The 19499-nt window shown below is 52.5% G+C and carries 15 protein-coding genes and 1 tRNA gene; 3 read left to right on the top strand and 13 right to left on the bottom strand.

Annotation, left to right across the window (positions count from 1 at the left end; translation table 11 throughout):
* Nucleotides 1-135: 135 nt before the first annotated feature.
* The 4 genes from clpX to HKT17_RS08935 form a co-directional block, all read right to left on the bottom strand.
* Nucleotides 136-1407: an ATP-dependent Clp protease ATP-binding subunit ClpX gene (gene clpX, locus HKT17_RS08920; protein WP_008248422.1), complete on the bottom strand. Its 1272-nt coding sequence runs from the start codon at nt 1405-1407 to the stop codon at nt 136-138.
* A gap of 64 nt (nt 1408-1471) precedes the next feature.
* Nucleotides 1472-2119, bottom strand: coding sequence for an ATP-dependent Clp endopeptidase proteolytic subunit ClpP (gene clpP, locus HKT17_RS08925; protein ID WP_105029305.1), 648 nt, complete (start codon nt 2117-2119; stop codon nt 1472-1474).
* Nucleotides 2120-2140: 21 nt separating this feature from the next.
* A complete protein-coding gene (gene tig / locus HKT17_RS08930; RefSeq protein WP_105029306.1) occupies nt 2141-3445 on the bottom strand; it encodes a trigger factor in 1305 nt (434 codons plus the stop codon).
* Nucleotides 3446-3611: 166 nt separating this feature from the next.
* Nucleotides 3612-3696 (bottom strand) — tRNA-Leu (locus HKT17_RS08935).
* An 87-nt stretch (nt 3697-3783) separates the two neighbouring features.
* Between HKT17_RS08935 and HKT17_RS08940 the strand changes: the two genes are divergently transcribed.
* Entirely contained in the window at nt 3784-4629 is an 846-nt protein-coding gene (locus HKT17_RS08940; RefSeq protein WP_171099449.1) for a squalene/phytoene synthase family protein, read from the top strand.
* Nucleotides 4630-4643: 14 nt separating this feature from the next.
* On the opposite strand, the gene HKT17_RS08945 is transcribed toward HKT17_RS08940, so the two are convergent.
* The 4 genes from HKT17_RS08945 to alr form a co-directional block, all read right to left on the bottom strand.
* Entirely contained in the window at nt 4644-7721 is a 3078-nt protein-coding gene (locus HKT17_RS08945) for an efflux RND transporter permease subunit (protein ID WP_171099451.1), read from the bottom strand.
* Nucleotides 7718-8818 carry an efflux RND transporter periplasmic adaptor subunit gene (locus HKT17_RS08950; RefSeq protein ID WP_171099462.1) on the bottom strand — a complete coding sequence of 367 codons (1101 nt, stop codon included), beginning with the start codon at nt 8816-8818 and terminating at the stop codon, nt 7718-7720. The genes HKT17_RS08945 and HKT17_RS08950 overlap by 4 nt, the downstream gene beginning before the upstream one ends.
* A 74-nt stretch (nt 8819-8892) precedes the next feature.
* Nucleotides 8893-10275 (bottom strand): DNA repair protein RadA, encoded by a 1383-nt coding sequence (gene radA, locus HKT17_RS08955; protein WP_171099464.1) that lies wholly within the window; start codon nt 10273-10275, stop codon nt 8893-8895.
* A 21-nt stretch (nt 10276-10296) separates the two neighbouring features.
* Nucleotides 10297-11394 (bottom strand): alanine racemase, encoded by a 1098-nt coding sequence (alr, locus tag HKT17_RS08960; RefSeq protein WP_105029312.1) that lies wholly within the window; start codon nt 11392-11394, stop codon nt 10297-10299.
* Between the two features lie 159 nt (nt 11395-11553).
* Between alr and lplT the strand changes: the two genes are divergently transcribed.
* Nucleotides 11554-12831, top strand: coding sequence for a lysophospholipid transporter LplT (gene lplT, locus HKT17_RS08965; protein ID WP_171099466.1), 1278 nt, complete (start codon nt 11554-11556; stop codon nt 12829-12831).
* An 8-nt stretch (nt 12832-12839) separates the two neighbouring features.
* Here the strand turns inward: lplT and HKT17_RS08970 are convergent, their stop codons facing one another.
* Genes HKT17_RS08970 through ispD form a run of 5 tightly spaced genes read right to left on the bottom strand, consistent with a single transcriptional unit; the run spans nt 12840 to nt 15909 of the window.
* A complete protein-coding gene (locus tag HKT17_RS08970) occupies nt 12840-13541 on the bottom strand; it encodes a uracil-DNA glycosylase (protein WP_171099469.1) in 702 nt (233 codons plus the stop codon).
* A 5-nt stretch (nt 13542-13546) separates the two neighbouring features.
* Nucleotides 13547-13999 carry a ribosomal protein S18-alanine N-acetyltransferase gene (rimI, locus tag HKT17_RS08975; protein WP_105029314.1) on the bottom strand — a complete coding sequence of 151 codons (453 nt, stop codon included), beginning with the start codon at nt 13997-13999 and terminating at the stop codon, nt 13547-13549.
* Nucleotides 13986-14687 carry a tRNA (adenosine(37)-N6)-threonylcarbamoyltransferase complex dimerization subunit type 1 TsaB gene (gene tsaB, locus HKT17_RS08980; RefSeq protein ID WP_171099477.1) on the bottom strand — a complete coding sequence of 234 codons (702 nt, stop codon included), beginning with the start codon at nt 14685-14687 and terminating at the stop codon, nt 13986-13988. Before tsaB ends, rimI begins: the two co-directional genes overlap by 14 nt.
* Nucleotides 14687-15181 carry a 2-C-methyl-D-erythritol 2,4-cyclodiphosphate synthase gene (gene ispF / locus HKT17_RS08985; RefSeq protein ID WP_171099480.1) on the bottom strand — a complete coding sequence of 165 codons (495 nt, stop codon included), beginning with the start codon at nt 15179-15181 and terminating at the stop codon, nt 14687-14689. The genes tsaB and ispF overlap by 1 nt, the downstream gene beginning before the upstream one ends.
* A complete protein-coding gene (gene ispD, locus HKT17_RS08990; RefSeq protein ID WP_105029317.1) occupies nt 15178-15909 on the bottom strand; it encodes a 2-C-methyl-D-erythritol 4-phosphate cytidylyltransferase in 732 nt (243 codons plus the stop codon). Before ispD ends, ispF begins: the two co-directional genes overlap by 4 nt.
* Nucleotides 15910-16034: 125 nt before the next feature.
* Between ispD and mfd the strand changes: the two genes are divergently transcribed.
* Nucleotides 16035-19499 (top strand): transcription-repair coupling factor, encoded by a 3465-nt coding sequence (mfd, locus tag HKT17_RS08995; RefSeq protein WP_171101450.1) that lies wholly within the window; start codon nt 16035-16037, stop codon nt 19497-19499.

Raw genomic sequence — 19499 nt, forward strand, 5'->3', positions numbered from 1 at the left:
ACAGTGGGGTTAAAACGCGCTTATTCAAGCTTTATTTCACGACCAATTTAACAATACCACTGAAAAGAAAAAGCCCAACCGTGGAGTTGGGCTTTTTTAATCATTTTGCAATCTGTTTTGGTGTGGTTTTCAGCATCAGGATTTGTCTTTGCTGCTGGCCACTTTGGGCTGGTCTTCGTAGATCAGCAAAGGCTGGCCCGTACCGTTGATTGTATTTTCATCAATCACCACTTTCTTGACATTCGTGTCGCCAGGCAGATCGTACATAATGCCGAGCAAAGCCTGTTCAAGAATGGTTCTCAAACCACGCGCACCTGTTTTGCGCTGAATTGCTTTCTTGGCAATTGCGCTTAACGCCGATGGGCGAACTTCGAGTTCAGCACCGTCCATCTCAAGCAGCTTTTCGAACTGCTTGACCATGGCATTTTTCGGCTTGGTCAAAATCTCGATCAGAGCGGGTTCATCCAGTTCTTCGAGGGTGGCAATTACAGGCAAGCGACCCACCAATTCAGGAATGATACCGAACTTGATCAAGTCTTCTGGCTCAACTTCTGCCAGCAGGGTGCCCACATTGCCCTCTTCCTTGCTTTTCACGGTTGCACCAAAGCCAATACCCGAACGCTCGGAACGGTTACGAATCACCTTGTCCAAACCTTCAAATGCACCACCCACGATAAATAGTACGTTGGTGGTGTCAATTTGAACGAAATCCTGGTTGGGGTGTTTGCGGCCGCCCTGTGGAGGAACAGAGGCCACAGTGCCCTCAATCAATTTCAGCAAGGCTTGTTGTACACCCTCGCCCGACACATCGCGTGTAATGGACGGGTTGTCTGACTTGCGGGAAATCTTGTCGATTTCGTCAATATAAACAATGCCGCGCTGCGCTTTTTCGACTTCATAGTTGCAGCTTTGCAGCAGTTTCTGAATGATGTTTTCCACATCTTCGCCCACGTAACCGGCTTCGGTCAGCGTAGTGGCATCGGCAATGACGAAAGGTACATTCAACAAACGGGCCAGAGTTTGGGCCAACAGCGTTTTACCCGAACCCGTTGGACCAACCAGCAAAATATTGCTTTTCGTCAGTTCAATGTCGTCTTTCTTGCTCATGTGGCGCAAGCGTTTGTAGTGGTTGTAAACCGCTACAGCCAGCACACGCTTGGCTTTGTCCTGCCCAATCACATACTGGTCAAGAATGGAACGAATTTCCTGAGGGGTGGGTAGCTTGTCGCCGCCACCTGTGGCCGTGGCCTCCGCTGCTTCATCACGAATGATGTCGTTGCACAACTCAATGCATTCATCGCAGATGAACACAGAGGGCCCTGCGATCAATTTTTTTACCTCATGCTGGCTTTTGCCGCAGAAGGAGCAATACAGCAGCTTTTCGCTTGAGCCTTTCTTTTCTGACATCTTTTATCCTCTGGAAAGCCCCCGCAGGGGCAATCAAGAAATCAAGGTTTTAATGTTACTGCAGTTACTTCTTGTCGGCCGGAGGCACACGGTGCTTCAACACGTCGTCAATCAAGCCATACTCTTTGGCAGAGTCTGCACCCATAAAGTTATCACGATCTGTGTCACGCGCAATCTCTTCGATGGTCTTACCTGTGTTCTCAGCCAGTATTCCGTTCAATTTCTCACGCAAATACAAGATTTCCTTGGCATGAATTTCAATGTCGGATGCCTGACCCTGCACGCCACCCAAAGGCTGGTGAATCATGATTCGGCTGTTGGGCAGCGAAAAACGCTTGCCCTTGGTGCCAGAAGACAACAAGAACGCGCCCATGCTGGCCGCCAGGCCTGTACAAAGAGTTGAAACATCGGGTTTGATGAACTGCATGGTGTCGTAAATGGCCATGCCCGCTGACACAGAACCACCTGGGCTGTTGATATACAGCGCAATGTCTTTGTCGGGGTTTTCGCTTTCGAGGAACAACATTTGCGCCACGATGACGTTGGCCATTTGATCGTTGATCGGCCCCACCAGGAAAATAACGCGCTCTTTGAGCAAGCGCGAATAAATGTCATAGGCCCGCTCGCCCCGACCACTTTGCTCAATCACCATGGGCACGTACATATTGCCCTGGGTTTCAAGCGCACCAGAATTGTTCATGTTGTTAGTCATAGAGCGAGGGTTCCACATCATTTATTTATTTCCCATCAGTTCGTCAAAGGACAATTTCTTTTCAACCACTTTGGATTTGCTCAAAGCGAATTCAACCACATTGTCTTCCAGAATAACCGCTTCCACATCCGCCAAACGGGCGCGATCCTGGAAATACCACTGCATCACTTCCGCAGGGTTCTCGTAGCTTTGGGCCTGCTCTTCGATGAAGGCACGCACCTGCTCGGGTTTGGCTTGCAAGCTGTTTTCTTTTACCAAGTCTGACACGATCAGGCCCAAGCGAACACGGCGCTCGGCTTGTGCAGCGAAAATGTCTTCGGGCAGCTGAATTTCTTCCACGTTTTGCATGCCACGGGCCTTCAGGTCCTGGCGTGCACGGGAGGCCAATTCGGTGGTTTCAGATTGAATCAGGGCTTTGGGCACATCGAATTCAGTCACTTTCAACAGTGCATTCATGACTGCTTCTTTGGTTTGCGCCTTGGTGCGGTTGCTGACTTCGCGGCTCAAGTTCACGCGCACGTCTTCACGCAGCTTTTCCAGGGAACCGTCAGCGATGCCCATGGCCTTGGCGAACTCTTCGTTCAGTTCAGGCAACTGGGGGCCTTCCACTTTCTTGATTGTGATTGTGAACTGGGCAGTTTTACCTGCAACGTCCTTGCCGTGGTAATCGGCCGGGAAAGCCAGGTCGAAGGTTTTCTCTTCGCCTTTTTTCAAGCCCTTTGCCGCAGCTTCAAATTCAGGCAGCATTTGGCCCTTGCCGATTACAAACGAGAAGTCTTCGGCTGTGCCGCCATCGAAGGGGACGTCGTCAATTTTACCGACGAAATCCAGAGTTACCTTGTCTTCTTCAGCGGAGCCACGGTCTACTTCAGCAAAACTGGCGCGCTGCTTGCGCAGAATTTCAATGGTTTTGTCCACTTCAGAGTCGGACACTTCAACCACTGTTTTCTCGATTTCCAATGTAGCGAAGTCACCAAACTTCACTTCGGGGAACACTTCAAAAATGGCGTTGAACTCAAAAGCGTCGTCAGCGGCGTCCTTGGCGGCTTCGATGCGGGGCTGACCAGCCACACGCAGATCCTGCTTTTGAACTTCTTCGCTGAAAGTACGACCGATTTCATCGTTCAACACTTCAGAATGCACTTGGGGACCATAGTTTTGTACCACCATTTTCATGGGCACTTTACCTGGGCGGAAACCGGGCATGCGAGCTGTACGAGCTACCTTTTTCAGGCGCTTTTCAACTTCAGCATTGATTTTTTCAACCGACAGCTTCAAGGAAATGGTTTTCTCGAGTGAGCTGGCAGTGGTGGTTGTTTCAGTCATTTGGAACTCTTGAACTAGTTGCCTTGGCAAGGTTGACCAAGGGGGTGGTTAATGGGCGTAAAGGCTCTACAATTGCCGATATCTTACACAAGTATGAAGCTGCTTTGGCGGGGGCTTGGTAAAACTGGACCGCCCCAGAAGCGATATACCCGGGGCACAAGAGGGGTGGTGCGGATGAAAGGACTCGAACCTTCACGTATTGCTACGCCAGAACCTAAATCTGGTGCGTCTACCAATTTCGCCACATCCGCATGCAGGCGCGCATTATAGCCCGATTTTAACTTTGAAGCCCTTACAATGTCACTTATTGACTGGATTACCCCCAATTAGAAGGTGACATGGCCGTATCTCTAGAAAACCCGCTTGCCTACTGCCGCGAGAAAGTAAGCGGGGAAACCGCCTCCCTGCACTACGCAACTCTGTTTCAAACCGAGGAACTGAAGGCATTTTGGCTTGGCTGCTTCACCTTGAATCACGAGTTGCGGCAGGCTTGCCTGAAGCAGCTGGAGGCTGGCTTGACACAGGTCAAACTGGGCTGGTGGCAAAACGCCCTCGCCAACGCCGGGGGCAACAGCAACCCTCACCCGGTCATTACCGCGATATCAAAACCAGTGATTGCCACACTACCGGCAGAGCACTGGGGCGAATTGATTAACCGGGTGGCCAGCGGATGCGAGCCCAAGCGTTACAACAGCATGGCGGATTGGCACAACGACGTACTGTTGGAAACCAAGCCCTGGGTTCACTTGGTTCAGGCCCGTTTTGGATATCCAAACACGGATTGCACACAGTTGCTGGAATTCTGGACTTCAGCCACCCGCCTGTGCCAGTTGCTCAGGCTGGCAAAGTACCTGGACCAGGGATTTCAGCCCTTGCCTGTTGAATTGCTGGCCAAACACGGGGTAACAGCAGATCAAATCAAACGCAGGGAACACAGCGAGGCCAGTACAACCCTGTTCAGCGAGGTGGGCGAGCATCTGCTTGAAAGAACCGACCTGGCCTGGAAAAACATGCCTGCAGACCAACGCCTGTTTACAAGACCATTGCGGGCGCTGTTCCGCATGCGTGTTGCCGAACTGAAAGTGCACCAAGCCGCTGGTTACCGTTTATTGACCGAGCAAAAAATCATCACCCCTTTCAAGAAATTCAGCATTGCATGGACAACACAAGTACTGAGATGGTAATTTCCGGCCCCGGTTTACAACTTGGGTTTGCGAATTCTATAAGCTGCAGCGTACAACGCTGGCAGGAAAAACAGGGTTAGCAGAGTAGCCACAATCAACCCGCCCATGATCGCCACTGCCATGGGCCCCCAGAACTGCGAACGCATCAATGGAATCATGGCCAGCACGGCGGCCGCTGCAGTCAGTAAAATTGGCCGAGAGCGCCGAATGGTCGAGCCAATGATGGCCTCATAAGGGTCTACACCAGCTGCCCTGTCTTGCTCGATTTGGTCCACCAAAATAACCGAATTTCGAATGATCATCCCGAACAAGGCAATCACGCCCAGCTGTGCAACAAACCCAAACGGGCGCGCAGTGATGATCAAGGCCAAAGCGGCACCAATAATTCCCAACGGGCCGGTGAAGTAAACCAGCAAGGTTCGGCCAAAGCTTTTCAGTTGCAACATCAGCAAGGTAAGCACGATAAACAGCATCAAAGGCACATTGGCCATGATCGACTGCTGTGCCTTGCCAGAATCAGCGGCAAGCCCATCCAGATTCACTGATACACCCAGCGGTAATTCAGCACGAAGCGGATCGAGGGCCTTGTTCATGGCCAAAGCAACGGTGGTGCCCTGAATACCGGAGACCACATCGGCCTTTACAGTAATTCCGAACTCACCACCCTCACGCCAAATCACCCCAGGCTCAAAGCTCATGGTGACATTGCCCACCTGGGACAAGGGCACATAGGCACCGCTTGCTGTGGGAACGTTGGCATTCATGAGTTCAGCCAGGGTGTCGCGTTCGCTTTCAGGGTTGCGAAACACAATATCGATCAGGCGATTATTTTCCCGGTACTGCCCAATGGTTACGCCTGACAAAATGACATGCGAGGACTCCGCAATACTTTGGCTGCTAACCCCCAAGGCACGGGCGCGAGCCTGGTCTACCTCAACCTTCATCACCTTGATGTTTTCATTCCAGTTGTCATGCGTGCCGCGGGTATATTCGCTGGAGGCTACCGCCTCTTTCACCTTGTCGGCCACCACTCGTACCACGCGTGGATCCGGGCCCTGCACCACAAACTGAACGGGATAAGTGACGGGCGGGCCATTGGGCAACAGGGTAATTCGCGGGCGAATGTCGGGGAAGTTGCCTTCCAGATGCGCTTTCAGTTTGCCCCGAAGTATTTCCCGGTCTTCGAATGTTTTGGGAATGACAATCAGCTCGGCCAAATTGCTTTGCACAAATTTTTGATCCAGCGACAGATAAAAACGCGGCGCGCCATCACCCACAAAACTGGCATAGCCCTGCACTTCGGGTTGCTTGGCCAACCACTGCTCAAGCTTGATCGCCTGTTTTTCGGTTTCCTCAAATGCGGTGCCCTCGGGCAACCACAAATTCACCATGATTTCCAAACGGTTGGAATCAGGGAAAAACTGCTGCTCAATGAATTTGAAAGAATAGCCGCCACCGATAAAAGCCAGCACGGTGACCGATATCGTGATCCAGCGGTGGTTAACGCACACCTCAATCCAGTGGCGGAAGCGCTGGTAAAACGGTGTGTCGAACACCTCCGTGTGGCCCTGCCCGTCTTTGGGCTTTTTAAGCAACCAATAGCCAATGTAAGGCACAAAAATAACTGCGACAAACCAAGACAACACCAAGGCAATGGCGGTCACCGCAAAAATTGAATAGGTGTATTCCCCCGCTGCCGATTGCGCCAGGGCAATGGGCAGAAAGCCCGCTGCTGTAATCAAGGTGCCTGTCAGCATGGGAATCGCCGTGGAGTCGTAAGCAAAAATAGCCGCATCGAAGCGCGAATAACCCTCTTCAAGTTTGCGAACCATCATTTCAACCGCGATGATCGCATCGTCCACCAACAAACCCAGAGCGATAATCAGCGCGCCCAGCGAAATTTTGTGCAGGTTAATGTTGAAAAACGACATGGCCAAAAAGGTAAGCGCCAGCACAAGAGGAATGGTCAGCGCAACGACCAAGCCCGGTCGGGTGTCAATTCGAAACGGTTTGCTGTGCAGCCCCAAACTCAAAAAGCTGACTGCCAACACAATTACAATCGCCTCAATCAGTACTTTCACAAACTCATTGACCGAGGTACTGACTGATTTGGGCTGATCCGCCACGCGCTGAAGCTCAATGCCCACGGGGAGTTCAGCCAGTATGCGGCGCTCAACTTTTTCCAACTCTTGGCCAAGGCGGATAATATCGCCACCATTGACCATGGAAATCCCCAAGCCAATCACCTCTTTGCCATTGAAGCGCATTTTGGACACAGGTGGGTCTTGATAGCCGCGATGAACGTGGGCGATGTCTTTGAGCAGGAGTGTGTTTTTTCCCGCCCGAATCGGCAGGTTGGCAAGGTCTTCAATGGACTCAAACTGCCCCTGCACCCTTGACCACACTTTTTGCTCTTCCAGACTCAAAACACCCTGAGAAGTCACGACATTCTGGCTGTTGATTTGATTGAAAATGTCTTGCGCAGAAATACCCAATTGCGCAATTTTGTAATGCGAGACATCGATAAACACTTTTTCAGGTTGAACGCCAAATAGCTGCACCTTGGCCACATCGGGCACTTTGAGCATTTCCTGACGTACCTGTGTCACGAAGTCCTTTAGCTCGGCATACTTGAATCCATCTGCGGAGAATGCCAGCAACACCCCAAAGGTATCGCCAAACTCATCGTTGAAAAATGGCCCTACGACACCACGCGGCAGTGTTCCAGCCATGTCGCTGACCCGTTTTCGTGTGGTGTACCAAATGTCGGCCACTTGCCTGGGCGGTGCGCTGTCATCCAGTTGAAGAAAAATGACGGTTTCACCAGGCTTGGAGTACGAGCGTATTTTGTAGGCGTAAGGAATTTCCTGAATTACCTTTTCAATCGGGTCGGCCACCTGCTGACCCATTTGCATGGCGGTTGCTCCTGGCCAGTAGGCACGCACCACCATGCCGCGAAACACGAATGGCGGGTCTTCTTCCTGGCCCAAGGAGAAAAATGCGGCGACTCCGGCGAAAATGAATACCGCCAGAAGGTATCGAACCAATGGCTGGTTTTCAAGCGCCCAGCGCGACAGGTTGATTTTTCTCATTTGGAAAGATCGCTTGTTTCAATGAAGCGACGAACCTTTTGGCCTTCGTTCAGAACGTGGGTGCCGGCAGTGACAATCAACTCGCCATTGTTTAGGCCGTCTTTGACCAGAAAGTCGCTTTCAGAGACGTCATGGGGTTGAACAATCCGTTTGTTGACCACACCTTGCTTTTCATCGAATACCCAAACAAAAGCACCAGTGTGCTCGGCCACCAGGGCTGAAATTGGAAGCTTGAACGCGGTCGACTTGGCGGCAGTTGAAAACTGCACTGTCGCACTCATTCCAAAACGGGACATTCTGGCTGGGTCGTTGACATCCAGTAACACCGCAAACGTGCGTGTTACCGGGTCTGCCACCGGAGAAACTTCCCGCACTTTTGCATTCAAAGACTGTTCACCAGACCAAAGCAATACGCGCGCATCCTGACCCGGCTTGATCGCACTGACCCGGCTCTCGGGCACAGCCATGCTGACCTGCACATCATTCTCATCAGCCCACTGGACCACAGCCTGACCTGGCGCCAACACCTGCCCTGCTTCGGCATACACGCTGGAAATAACACCACTGCCCGGAGCACGCAGGTCGCCATATTGCCGCTGATTGGCCTGCGTGCTCAACTGGGCGCGAGCCTGACTCAAACGACTGCCCGCGGCATCGAAGGCCAACTGTCGACGATCAAGCTCTGCCTGGCTGATAAAATTTTGTTGTTTCAGGGTTTTGGCGCGATCCAGATCGGTTTTCAACTGCGCATGCTCAGTGGCTGCTGCATCAAATTGCGCCTGGGCCGCCTGCAAGGCAAGGCTCAAATCCCGGGGATCAATTTTTGCAAGTACCTGGCCTTTCGTAACCTTGTCTCCAACATCCACCAGGCGTACCGTCAATTTCCCGCCCACCTGAAAGCTGAGTTTTGCCTGAAAACGGGGTTCAATTTGCCCGGGAAAACTTTCTTCAAAGGTGCTCCCACCGGCTTGCAGCTCAATCACACGAACTGGTCGAATGACTTCAGTGGTGTCTATTTCGGGGCGGGAACAAGCGGCAAGCAGGAGTGAGCCCACGGCGGCCCACACAACAGGCAAAAACAAACGGCTTTTGGACATGGATCGCTCAGTAGAGTGAATTTATTGTTATCTGCGCAATTGTCGTATCAATCAAACGTCAAGTCAAAATTGAGTCAAAAACAATCCAGCTTGTCTCTCAGCGCAGCAAGTGCCTTCTCAACTCGATCCACACCAATCACTTCAATACCGTCAATGGGCTGCTTGGGTGCGTTGCTGGCCGGCACAATCGCATGGGTAAAGCCAAGTTTGGCAGCTTCGCGCAGCCTTTCCTGCCCACGCGGTGCCGGGCGCAACTCACCAGACAAGCCGATTTCGCCAAACACTACCAACTCTTTGGGCAAGCGTTTGTTGCGCAACGAGGACACCATGGCCAAAACAATCGCGAGGTCGGCCGCAGGTTCCGAAATTCGTACGCCGCCCACCGCATTGATAAAAATATCTTGATCAAAAAACTGAAGGCCCGCATGGCGATGCATCACCGCCAGCAACATGGCCAGGCGATTTTGCTCCAGGCCCACTGACAACCTGCGCGGTGAAGGTGAATGCGAGGAATCCACCAAAGCCTGGATTTCAACCAGCAATGGCCTTGCTCCTTCTTGCGTGCACATTACACAGGAACCAGCCACCCATTCAGCCGTCTGCGACAAAAACAGGGCCGAGGGGTTGTTGACACCTTTCAAACCACGGTCAGTCATGGCAAACACGCCCAGTTCGTTCACCGCACCAAACCGGTTTTTAAATGCACGCACCAAACGGAATGAAGATTGTGAATCCCCTTCGAAATACAGCACGGTGTCCACAATGTGTTCAAGCACACGCGGCCCTGCAAGGGTACCCTCTTTGGTGACGTGGCCCACCAAAATGGTGGTGACCCCCATGGCTTTGGCAAGCCGTGTCAGCTGGCTTGCACATTCGCGCACCTGGCTGACCGATCCCGGCGCAGCGCTTAACTCGCTGGTGTACAGGGTTTGAATGGAGTCGATAACCAGCACTTGCGGTTTGTGTGTTTCAAGCTGGGCAACAATTTGCTCCAGCTGAATTTCGGTCAATACATTCAGGTTGGTGTGTTCCAGCCCAAGGCGTTGGGCGCGCAAGGCGATTTGCCCGGCAGATTCCTCGCCGCTGACATACAAGGCCGATGTGGTTTTGGCCAAGGTGACCATAGACTGCAATAACAAGGTGGATTTACCAATGCCAGGGTCGCCACCCAGCAACACCACCATGCCGGGCACCATTCCACCTCCCAGCACACGGTCAAATTCGGGTACACCACTGCTGAAACGTGGATGGTCTTGCGCCTGAATCTCGGAAAGCTTGATCACACTGCTGCTTTGCGCAGCCAGAGCAGCAAAGCGACTGTGCTTGGGCGGCGCTGCCGTGCTCACGGCCGATTCAACCAGCGTGTTCCAGCTGCTGCAATCGGTACATTGCCCCTGCCATTTGGCGAACACGGCACCGCATTCAGTGCACTGATATTGACTTTTAATTTTGGCCAAAACGGCGTGTCCCTTTTAGGTCTAGGCTTTAAAAAATGGCACGCGGGGCGCAATTGCGCACAACAGTTCATAGCCAATGGTGCCGCAACGGTCGGCCACGACATCGACAGGAATGTGCCCGCCCCACAATTCAACTGTGCTGCCAACATTGGCATTCGGGATTTGGCTGACGTCGATGGTCATCATGTCCATCGACACGCGGCCTGCGACTGGCGCAACATGCCCTTCAACATACGTGGGCGTTCCGTCGGGTGCGTGGCGTGGGTAGCCATCGGCATAACCGCAGGCCACCACCGCGATACGCCCGCTGTTGCTCGCTTCCCAACGCGATCCATAACCCACTCTGTCACCTTGTTTTACCTCTTGAATTGCAATAATTTCGCTGCTGAAAATCATTGCTGGCTTCAGGCCATAGTTGGCCGCTGCGTCGGGACCAGGGGTGGCGCCATAAATAGCAATGCCAGGGCGGGCAATGTCACCGGCCAACATCGGAAAATTCAAACTACCGGCTGAATTGGCCAGGCTGCTTTGCCAATGGGCAGGCTTCAGTCCCATCAAGGCTTGATGCTGATGTTGCGCAAAAGGCAAGCGGACCCGCGGCTCCGCTTCATCTGCATTGGCAAAGTGCGTCATCAAAACTGGTGTGGGCCATTGATGTTTCAGGGTGAACTCATCCAGCCGCTGAATGGCAGCTTGCGCTTGAGCAGACTGAAACCCCAAGCGATTCATGCCGGTGTTCAACTTCAAGAAAATTCTGGGCTTGTGTGCAGGTGCCTGCTTCGCAAGAACCTCCAGATCATCCAACTGCTTGTGATTGTGGACCACCCAATCACAACGTAACTCCAAGGCCTTGAGCAGATCGGCCTGGTCAAAACAGCCTTCGAGTAACACAATTGGCTTGTTCCAACCCAGGTGGCGCAAGCGGGTCGCGCCCTCAATTTCCAAAATGGCCAAGGCGTCAGCCTCGCGCAGGCCATCAATAATTCTTTCCAAACCATGCCCATAGCCATTGGCTTTCACCACTGGCATCACCGCGACATTGCCCAGCAATTCCTTGATTCTATTGATATTGGCAGAGATGGCGGCGGGTCTGACCACTGCACGTATGGGTCGCGGCATGGGCTGGCAATTGGTGGTTTAGGGGTTGGCTCGAACTTTGTAAAAAAGGCATTGCTTAATACGCGAAGCGTCTGGATATGATATAACGCCTCAACACCGTTGAACGAGCAGCGAAACGGCGAAATCGCACTAAATGGATTTCGCTCAATTCACAGTTGAATGAAACCCGGCTTTTACACCATCATGGCGGCGCAGTTTTTCTCGTCGCTTGCAGACAACGCACTTTTGATTGCGGCAATCGCATTGCTGTTTCAGATCCAGTCGCCTGACTGGATGACCCCATTGCTGAAGCTGTTCTTCGTGGTGTCGTACGTGGTGCTGGCCCCCTTCGTTGGCGGGTTTGCAGACACATTGCCCAAAGGCAGGGTCATGCTAATCACCAACTCCATCAAAATTGTGGGTTGCCTGATGATGTTCTTTGGCGTACACCCCCTGCTTTCTTACGCGGTGGTTGGGTTGGGCGCTGCAGCCTACTCACCCGCCAAATACGGCATCCTGACCGAGCTTTTGCCACATGACAGGCTTGTAGAAGCCAATGGCTGGATCGAGGGACTCACCGTGCTGTCGATCATTCTGGGCACCGTACTTGGTGGCATATTGATTGCGCCAGGCACCAGCCAATACCTGATGCAGCTGCACATTCCAGGCGTGACCGACAATATGGACACGCCTGCTGAAGCTGCCATCTTTGTGATTACTTCAGGCTATTTGATCGCGGCCATTTTCAACTTCAAGATTCCAGACACAGGCGCTCGCTACGAGCCACAGTTGAATCACCCAATCATCATGACCCGCAAGTTTTACGGCTGTGTAAAGCAACTGTGGAACGACAAACTGGGACAAATTTCACTTGCTGTCACCACACTGTTCTGGGGTGCTGGGGCCACGCTTCAATTTATCGTGCTGAAATGGGCTGAAAGTGCCTTGGGCCTGCCTTTGGACAAAGGCGCAATTCTGCAAGGCGTTTGCGCATTTGGCGTGGCGGCCGGTGCCGTGGCCGCGGCCAAAATGATTCCGCTGAAAAAATCAATGTTGGTGCTGCCCATGGGTATATTAATGGGTATTGTTTGCATGGCCATGGTACTGGTGAACAATCAAGGCATGGCCTACCTGCTGATTACCGTGATCGGCGCACTGAGCGGATTTTTCGTAGTACCCATGAATGCTTTACTGCAGCACCGGGGCCATGTGCTGATGAGCGCTGGCCGATCGATTGCCATTCAAAATTTCAATGAAAATATTTCAGTGCTGACCATGCTTGCCATTTACGCCATCTTGATCAGTTTTGATGTGCATGTGAACAATGTGATTCTGATGTTCGGCGGCTTTGTGATGGCCACCATGTTGATGGTGATTCTCTGGCACCGCCGCAACCAGCGCCTGTACAACGTGGAAGCCCGAATAGGAGAGGACCGCCCTGTGGGCGTGCCTCTGTGACAAACAGCTTAAATTAGACCTTGCTGTTTCAACAACAATAAATCGTCCCACGCTTTTAATTTTTCCTCCGGCCTGCGCAACAGGTACGCTGGGTGGTAAGTAACCACTGCAGGAATATCAAGACCATCCAGGCTCACTTGGTGAACCACACCCCGCAATTCGCCCACTGGCTTTTTGATGTTCAGAAGGGTTTGAACTGCAAAGCGCCCAACCAGCAACAACACTTTGGGTCCACTGGCCTTGATTTGCTGAACCAGGTAGGGAGAACATTGTTCAATTTCTGCCTGCTCAGGATTGCGGTTACCCGGTGGGTGGCACTTCACCACATTGGCAATGTAGGTGTTGGTTGTACGGCTTGCGCCAATTGCTTTCAGCATGCGGTCCAGCAACTGCCCTGACTTGCCCACAAACGGCAGGCCGGTCGCATCCTCTTCCACGCCTGGCCCTTCTCCCACCACCATCAGGGGTGCGTGTGGCATGCCATCTGCAAACACGGTTTGCTTGCGTGTTTTGCACAAACCGCATTGTTTGCAGGTGGCTACACTTTCTCGCAACGATTCAAGCGTGAGTGCTGCGGTCGACATTCCGTCAAACGCCACGCCACTAGGCATCGTGGATGGCTTTGACTCGCTTTCCTGCTTGCGCAGTTCCCAAACAGGGCCTATACCCATGGCATTGAACAGATCGGCTTTGCTTCGAGTGCTTGTCATTCCGGTCAACCTGTAAATCGTTTGAACATCACCAAGGCATCTTCACGGCCCAGTTGAGACGGGTAGTAATTCTTGCGGGCCCCAATCAATTTGAACCCCTCTTTCTCATACAGGTTTTTTGCAGTCACGTTACTGGGCCTGACCTCCAGCAACATGCCGGTTGCATTGGCCAGTTTGGCCTGGCCAATGCCCCATTGCAACAAGTGCTTACCGTGCCCCAAACCTTGCAAGTCGGCACGAATAGATATGTTCAGCAAGTGGTATTCATCCACCACATGCATCATGACAATGTAGCCTGCAAGTTGCTCATCCAACCACATGCAATGCATGTGATAACCCGCCCGCAAAGAGTCCAGAAAATTCCGGTCTGTCCAGGGAAACTCGTAAATCTGGTTCTCAACCAGAATTACAGCAGGCACATCAGCCTCTGTCATGGGTCGAATACTAAACAGCGCCATGCTTCAACGCCAATCGTTCAGTGGTGGTTTGGGCGACTTTGTCGCGAACATACAAAGGCTGGCAGTCAAACGGTGCAGCCACTCGACCTGCCAGGAATTCCTGCCATGCCAATTGTGCCAGGCGAATTGCGCACACTGCCCCCAGCAACACGTCTGGGCCTGGGTTGTGTAGTTGCGCATACAAATGTGCATCGCACACAGCCGGCCCCTGAATTTTCTGCAATTCGTGCATTGCCAACAAATGGGGTGGCTTGACCCATGCTGTGCCCTGTGCAGTTCGCTGAATGCAGGCTGCGTAAATTTCATGCAAACGTGCATCCATCAAAACCGTGACTGGCAGCTCTTGCTGCCGAGCAGGCAACATGCATTCAAAGCTGCTCAATGGCACCGTGGGCACTTGCCAGGCCACAGCCAGGCCTTGGGCAATACCGCAAGCTGTGCGCAGGCTGGTAAAACCACCAGGGCCAATATCTACAGCAATTGCTGCACACTGGGCAGGCTTTAAATTGCCGAGTTCAAGGTGTTGCTGAATCAAGGGCAATAGTTGGGTAGACTGGCTTTTGTAATCAGTAATTTCAAAGTTGAACAAGTCCGCCGCATGCGCATTTAATTCAAGAGGCTCAGTGGCTGCAGCCACCTTGGCTACGCCTGAACTGGTGCTAATCGCCAAAATAAAACGGGAAACCATCACTCGCCCTTCACCATCAACACCACAGCTTGCGCCTCAATGGCTTCCTTGCGCCCAAGGTAACCCAGTTTTTCGTTGGTTTTGGCTTTGATGTTGACTGCATCCAGTGGCAAGCCACAAAGGCTGCTCAAACTTGAGTGCATTGCTGCCATGTGGGGGGCAAGTTTTGGGCTTTGGCAAATCAGAGTGGAATCGATATTGATCAAGGTAAACCCCTTACGCCTGGCTTTTTCGATCACGTTTTTTAACAGCACGCCACTGTCAGCCCCTTCAAACTGGGGGTCAGTATCAGAAAAGTGGGTGCCAATATCGCCCATGGCGCAGGCCCCCAAAATTGCATCAGTAATGGCGTGCAACAGCGCATCTGCATCGGAATGACCCAGCAAACCGAGCTCGGAAGGAATGTGTACTCCGCCCAAAATCAGCCGACGCCCTTCGACCAGGCGATGTACGTCATACCCCTGCCCCACTCTCAAGCGGCCAATTTCACTCATTCAAAATTCTCCTGATGCAAACCAAGCAATCTGGCCACTGTCCGCAAATCTTCGGCTTGGGTAATTTTCATGTTTTCCACATGCCCCGGAACGATCAGGGGACCAATGCCCAGGGTTTCAATCGCACTGGCATCGTCGGTTAACTGGGCACCTTTGTACAAGCACTCGGAAATAGCCATGCTAAGCGCCTGCGCCCGAAACATTTGCGGCGTCTGCGCCGCCCACAAGTGGTCTCTGGGCACCGTGTGTTGAGCAATCACTTCGCCTTCTTGGGCCAAGCTGGTTCTCTTCAAGGTATCCGCCACAGGCACAGCCAACAACGCGCCCGCAATGTGTTCACTACCTTGGTCAATCAGACTTTTCAAAGCTGCGGCACTTAAACCAGGGCGGGCAGCATCGTGCACCAAAACCCAATCGGTTTCACCCACAAGTAAATTTTCAAGCAAATGGTTCAGGCCATTGAGCACGCTATTCACGCGCTCCTGCCCACCCAATGGCAAGCAAGTGACCTGGCTGTTGCCTCGAAACAGGGCCAGGGCTGTTGAGTCGTCGCTGGCCACCACCACGAACACCTTTTCTACACGCGGGTCGGCCAACAGCGCTTCTACACTGTGTTCCAGTACAGTTTTTGCGCCCAGCATGGCGTATTGCTTTGGGATACTTCCGCCGAAGCGACGCCCCGCACCACCTGCGGGCACCAAACCAAAGTACTTGGCAATTCTTGCCATGAAAGCCTGTTCCTATGCGGGCACTTGCCGCCGTATAATACGGGCCTTGATTCACCGACCCAAAACCCGAACTTGACGCCCACTGGAAAACCAGCATGGTTGCAGTATCCAAGCGGGCGAACTTTATGCTTTCATATTTTACTTCTTCTTTTCAGCTAACCGGCGGCCACAGGCTCAGCTTGGCGCACCCGCCCGGCAGTGCCGACGCTTTTTTGCTGGCGCAATTGTGCACACAGGCCCAGCAGCAAAACAAGCTTTGCCTGATCACCTGCGCCAACCCGCACGATGCCACTCGCCTGCAAGAAGAAATCACCCTGTTTGCCCCCACCCTGAAGGTACATTACCTGCCAGACTGGGAAACCCTGCCCTACGACAGTTTGTCAGCTCACCAGGACTTGGTATCCGAACGACTTGCCACGCTTTACCAAACCCAGCGGGGTGATCTGGACGTGCTGATCACAGCGGCCAGCACAGCCATCCAGAAACTGGCACCACCTTCATTTTTGGCCGGCAGCACCTTCTACTTCAAAACCGGCGACAAACTGAATGAAAAGAAGTTACGTGAACAACTGACGATTGCAGGCTATAACCATGTTTCACAGGTAATGACACCCGGTGAATACTGCATTCGCGGCGGCATTATCGACTTGTTTGCGACTGGCACTGCATTGCCGTTTCGAATTGATTTGTTTGATGACGAAATTGAATCCATCAAAACATTCGACGTAGACACCCAGCGCAGCCTGTACCCGGTGCGCGAAATGCGCCTGCTGCCTGGCCGCGAATACCCCATGGATGAACAAAGCCGTGCGCAGTTTCGCAGCAAATGGCGGGAACGTTTCGAAGGTGACCCTTCCAAAGTTTCCATTTACCGTGACATGGGCACAGGCGTGGCCAGCGCAGGCATTGAGTATTATCTGCCCCTGTTTTTTGAGAACACCGCCAGCCTCGTTGATTACCTGCCCAAAAAAGAACTGGTGTTTATTCAGCATGGCGACGTAGACCAAGCCTTGCAAACATTTTGGGCTGACACACAAAGCCGTTTCGATTTTCTATCGAAAGACATTCAACGCCCTATTCTTCGACCTTCCGAAATTTACCTGAATGCCACTGAATTCTTCAGCAGTTTCGAGAATGCTGCACGCGTGAATTTGTCGGCATCCAAGAACGCCTTGGTGCCGGAATACAGCGGCGCGCTGCTGCCCGACCTGGCTGCGGATCGCAAAGCCGACGACCCAATTTTCAAGTTCCGCAACCTGGTAGAACGAACTGGTGCGGGAAGCTACAAACAAGTCATTATGGTGGCCCCAAGCGATGGTCGCCGCGAAACCCTGAATCAGTATTTTCTGGAACACAAACTAAAGCCCCACCAAACAGAAACACTGCAAGGTGCACTGGAAAGTGGCGAACGTTTTGTACTGTGCACCGCAGTGCTTGACCAAGGATTTGGCGTGCACCGCGGGCTGGAAGCGCAAGTTGCGTTCGTCACGGAAGCAGAATTATTCTCGCTTTCACCCCGCCGCCGCGGCGCACGCAGGCAACAGGAAAGGCAAAGCAACGTTGAATCCATGATTCGCGATTTGTCGGAACTGAAAATTGGCGACCCGGTGGTGCACCAGCAGCATGGCATAGGCCGCTACAAAGGCCTGATCAGCATGGACCTTGGTGAAGGCGCATCTGAATTCCTGCACCTTGAATATGCCAATGGTTCGAACCTGTTTGTGCCGGTTGCCCAACTGCATGTGATTGCCCGCTACAGCGGCGCTGACCCGGAAAACGCGCCAGTACATGCCCTGGGTTCAGGCCAATGGGAAAAGGCAAAAAAGAAAGCGGCAAAAATGGTGCGCGACACTGCAGCCGAATTGCTCAACCTGTATGCCCGCCGCGCGCTGCGTAAAGGCCATGAATTCAAGTTAAGCATTGGCGACTACGAAGCCTTTGTTGAAAAATTTGGATTTGAAGAAACCGCTGACCAGGCCGCAGCGATTCGAGCCGTCATTGCCGACATGACTTCCCCCCGCCCCATGGACCGCCTGGTGTGCGGCGATGTGGGTTTTGGAAAAACCGAAGTGGCCTTGCGTGCTGCTTTCGTCAGCGTAATGGATGGCAAACAGGTGGTGCTGTTGGCACCCACTACGCTGCTTGCTGAACAACATTTTCAAACCTTCTCAGACCGGTTTTCGGACTGGCCTGTGAAAGTAGTTGAATTGTCGCGTTTCAAATCGCCCAAGGAAATTCGAGATGCAGTTGAATTAATCAACAGTGGGCGTGCCGACATCATTATTGGTACCCACAAAGTGCTGAGTTCCGAGGTGGAGTTTTCACGCCTTGGCTTGGTGATTATTGATGAAGAACATCGTTTTGGTGTGCGCCAAAAAGAAGCGCTAAAAAATCTGCGTGCTGAAGTAGACGTGCTTACGCTGACCGCAACACCCATTCCACGCACCCTGGCCATGAGCATGGAAGGCATTCGCGATTTTTCGGTGATTGCCACCGCACCGCAACGTCGCCTGTCGATTAAAACCTTTGTGCGTCGCGAAACCGACAGCGTGATTCGTGAAGCCGTGCTGCGTGAATTGAAACGTGGCGGGCAGGTGTACTACCTACACAATGAAGTGGACACCATTGAAAATCGCCGAGAAGCGCTTGAGAAAATACTGCCCGAAGCACGAATCGGGATTGCCCACGGGCAAATGAACGAACGCGACCTTGAACGTGTGATGCGCGATTTTTATCAACAGCGCTTCAACGTGTTGTTGTGCACCACCATCATTGAAACCGGTATTGATGTACCCACCGCCAACACCATTGTCATTCACCGTGCAGATAAATTCGGCTTGGCCCAATTGCACCAGCTGCGCGGCCGGGTTGGGCGAAGCCACCACCAGGCCTATGCCTACATGATGGTGAACAACGAAGAAGGCTTGAGTAAAAACGCAGAGCGTCGCCTCGAGGCTATTACCATGATGGAAGACCTGGGCAGCGGTTTTTACCTGGCCATGCACGACCTTGAAATTCGTGGCGCCGGTGAAGTGCTGGGCGCCAACCAGAGCGGCAATGTGCACGAGGTGGGTTTTCAAATGTACACCGACATGCTGAACCACGCCGTGCGAAGTTTGCGCGCAGGCAAAGAACCCGATTTAACCGCACCACTGAACGCTACGGTAGAAATTAACCTGCATACCCCTGCCTTGCTACCCGAAGATTACTGCCCCGATGTGCATGAACGCCTCACGCTGTACAAGCGCCTTGCCAGCACCGAAGAAATGGACTTTATTTCAGAGGTGCAAGAGGAATTGATTGACCGCTTCGGCAAATTGCCTGATGCAGCAACAGCACTATTGGAAACGCACCGTTTGCGCATTCTGGCCAAACCACTGGGCATTGCAAAAATAGACAGTTCAACCGACGCAACAGTGGTGCAGTTTGATGCCCAACCCAATGTGGATGCTGGCAAAATTATCTTGATGATTCAAAAAGAAAAAGACATGAAACTGGCTGGTGCTGAACGCTTGCGCATCACGCGCAGTTTCCCGAAAGTCAGCGACCGTGTAAAGTTTCTCAAAGGTTTGATCAAACAACTGGCTTGA

Source organism: Limnobacter sp. SAORIC-580 (assembly GCF_013004065.1).
Lineage (GTDB): Bacteria > Pseudomonadota > Gammaproteobacteria > Burkholderiales > Burkholderiaceae_B > Limnobacter > Limnobacter profundi.

Coding starts and splice junctions, on each gene's coding strand:
- ispF (WP_171099480.1), bottom strand. CDS start 15,181: ATGAGTGAAATTGGCCGCTTGAGAGTGGGGCAGGGGTATGACGTACAT.
- clpX (WP_008248422.1), bottom strand. CDS start 1,407: ATGTCAGAAAAGAAAGGCTCAAGCGAAAAGCTGCTGTATTGCTCCTTC.
- ispD (WP_105029317.1), bottom strand. CDS start 15,909: ATGGCAAGAATTGCCAAGTACTTTGGTTTGGTGCCCGCAGGTGGTGCG.
- HKT17_RS08970 (WP_171099469.1), bottom strand. CDS start 13,541: ATGACAAGCACTCGAAGCAAAGCCGATCTGTTCAATGCCATGGGTATA.
- mfd (WP_171101450.1), top strand. CDS start 16,035: ATGCTTTCATATTTTACTTCTTCTTTTCAGCTAACCGGCGGCCACAGG.
- clpP (WP_105029305.1), bottom strand. CDS start 2,119: ATGACTAACAACATGAACAATTCTGGTGCGCTTGAAACCCAGGGCAAT.
- HKT17_RS08940 (WP_171099449.1), top strand. CDS start 3,784: ATGGCCGTATCTCTAGAAAACCCGCTTGCCTACTGCCGCGAGAAAGTA.
- lplT (WP_171099466.1), top strand. CDS start 11,554: ATGAAACCCGGCTTTTACACCATCATGGCGGCGCAGTTTTTCTCGTCG.
- HKT17_RS08950 (WP_171099462.1), bottom strand. CDS start 8,818: ATGTCCAAAAGCCGTTTGTTTTTGCCTGTTGTGTGGGCCGCCGTGGGC.
- rimI (WP_105029314.1), bottom strand. CDS start 13,999: ATGGCGCTGTTTAGTATTCGACCCATGACAGAGGCTGATGTGCCTGCT.
- HKT17_RS08945 (WP_171099451.1), bottom strand. CDS start 7,721: ATGAGAAAAATCAACCTGTCGCGCTGGGCGCTTGAAAACCAGCCATTG.
- tsaB (WP_171099477.1), bottom strand. CDS start 14,687: ATGGTTTCCCGTTTTATTTTGGCGATTAGCACCAGTTCAGGCGTAGCC.
- alr (WP_105029312.1), bottom strand. CDS start 11,394: ATGCCGCGACCCATACGTGCAGTGGTCAGACCCGCCGCCATCTCTGCC.
- tig (WP_105029306.1), bottom strand. CDS start 3,445: ATGACTGAAACAACCACCACTGCCAGCTCACTCGAGAAAACCATTTCC.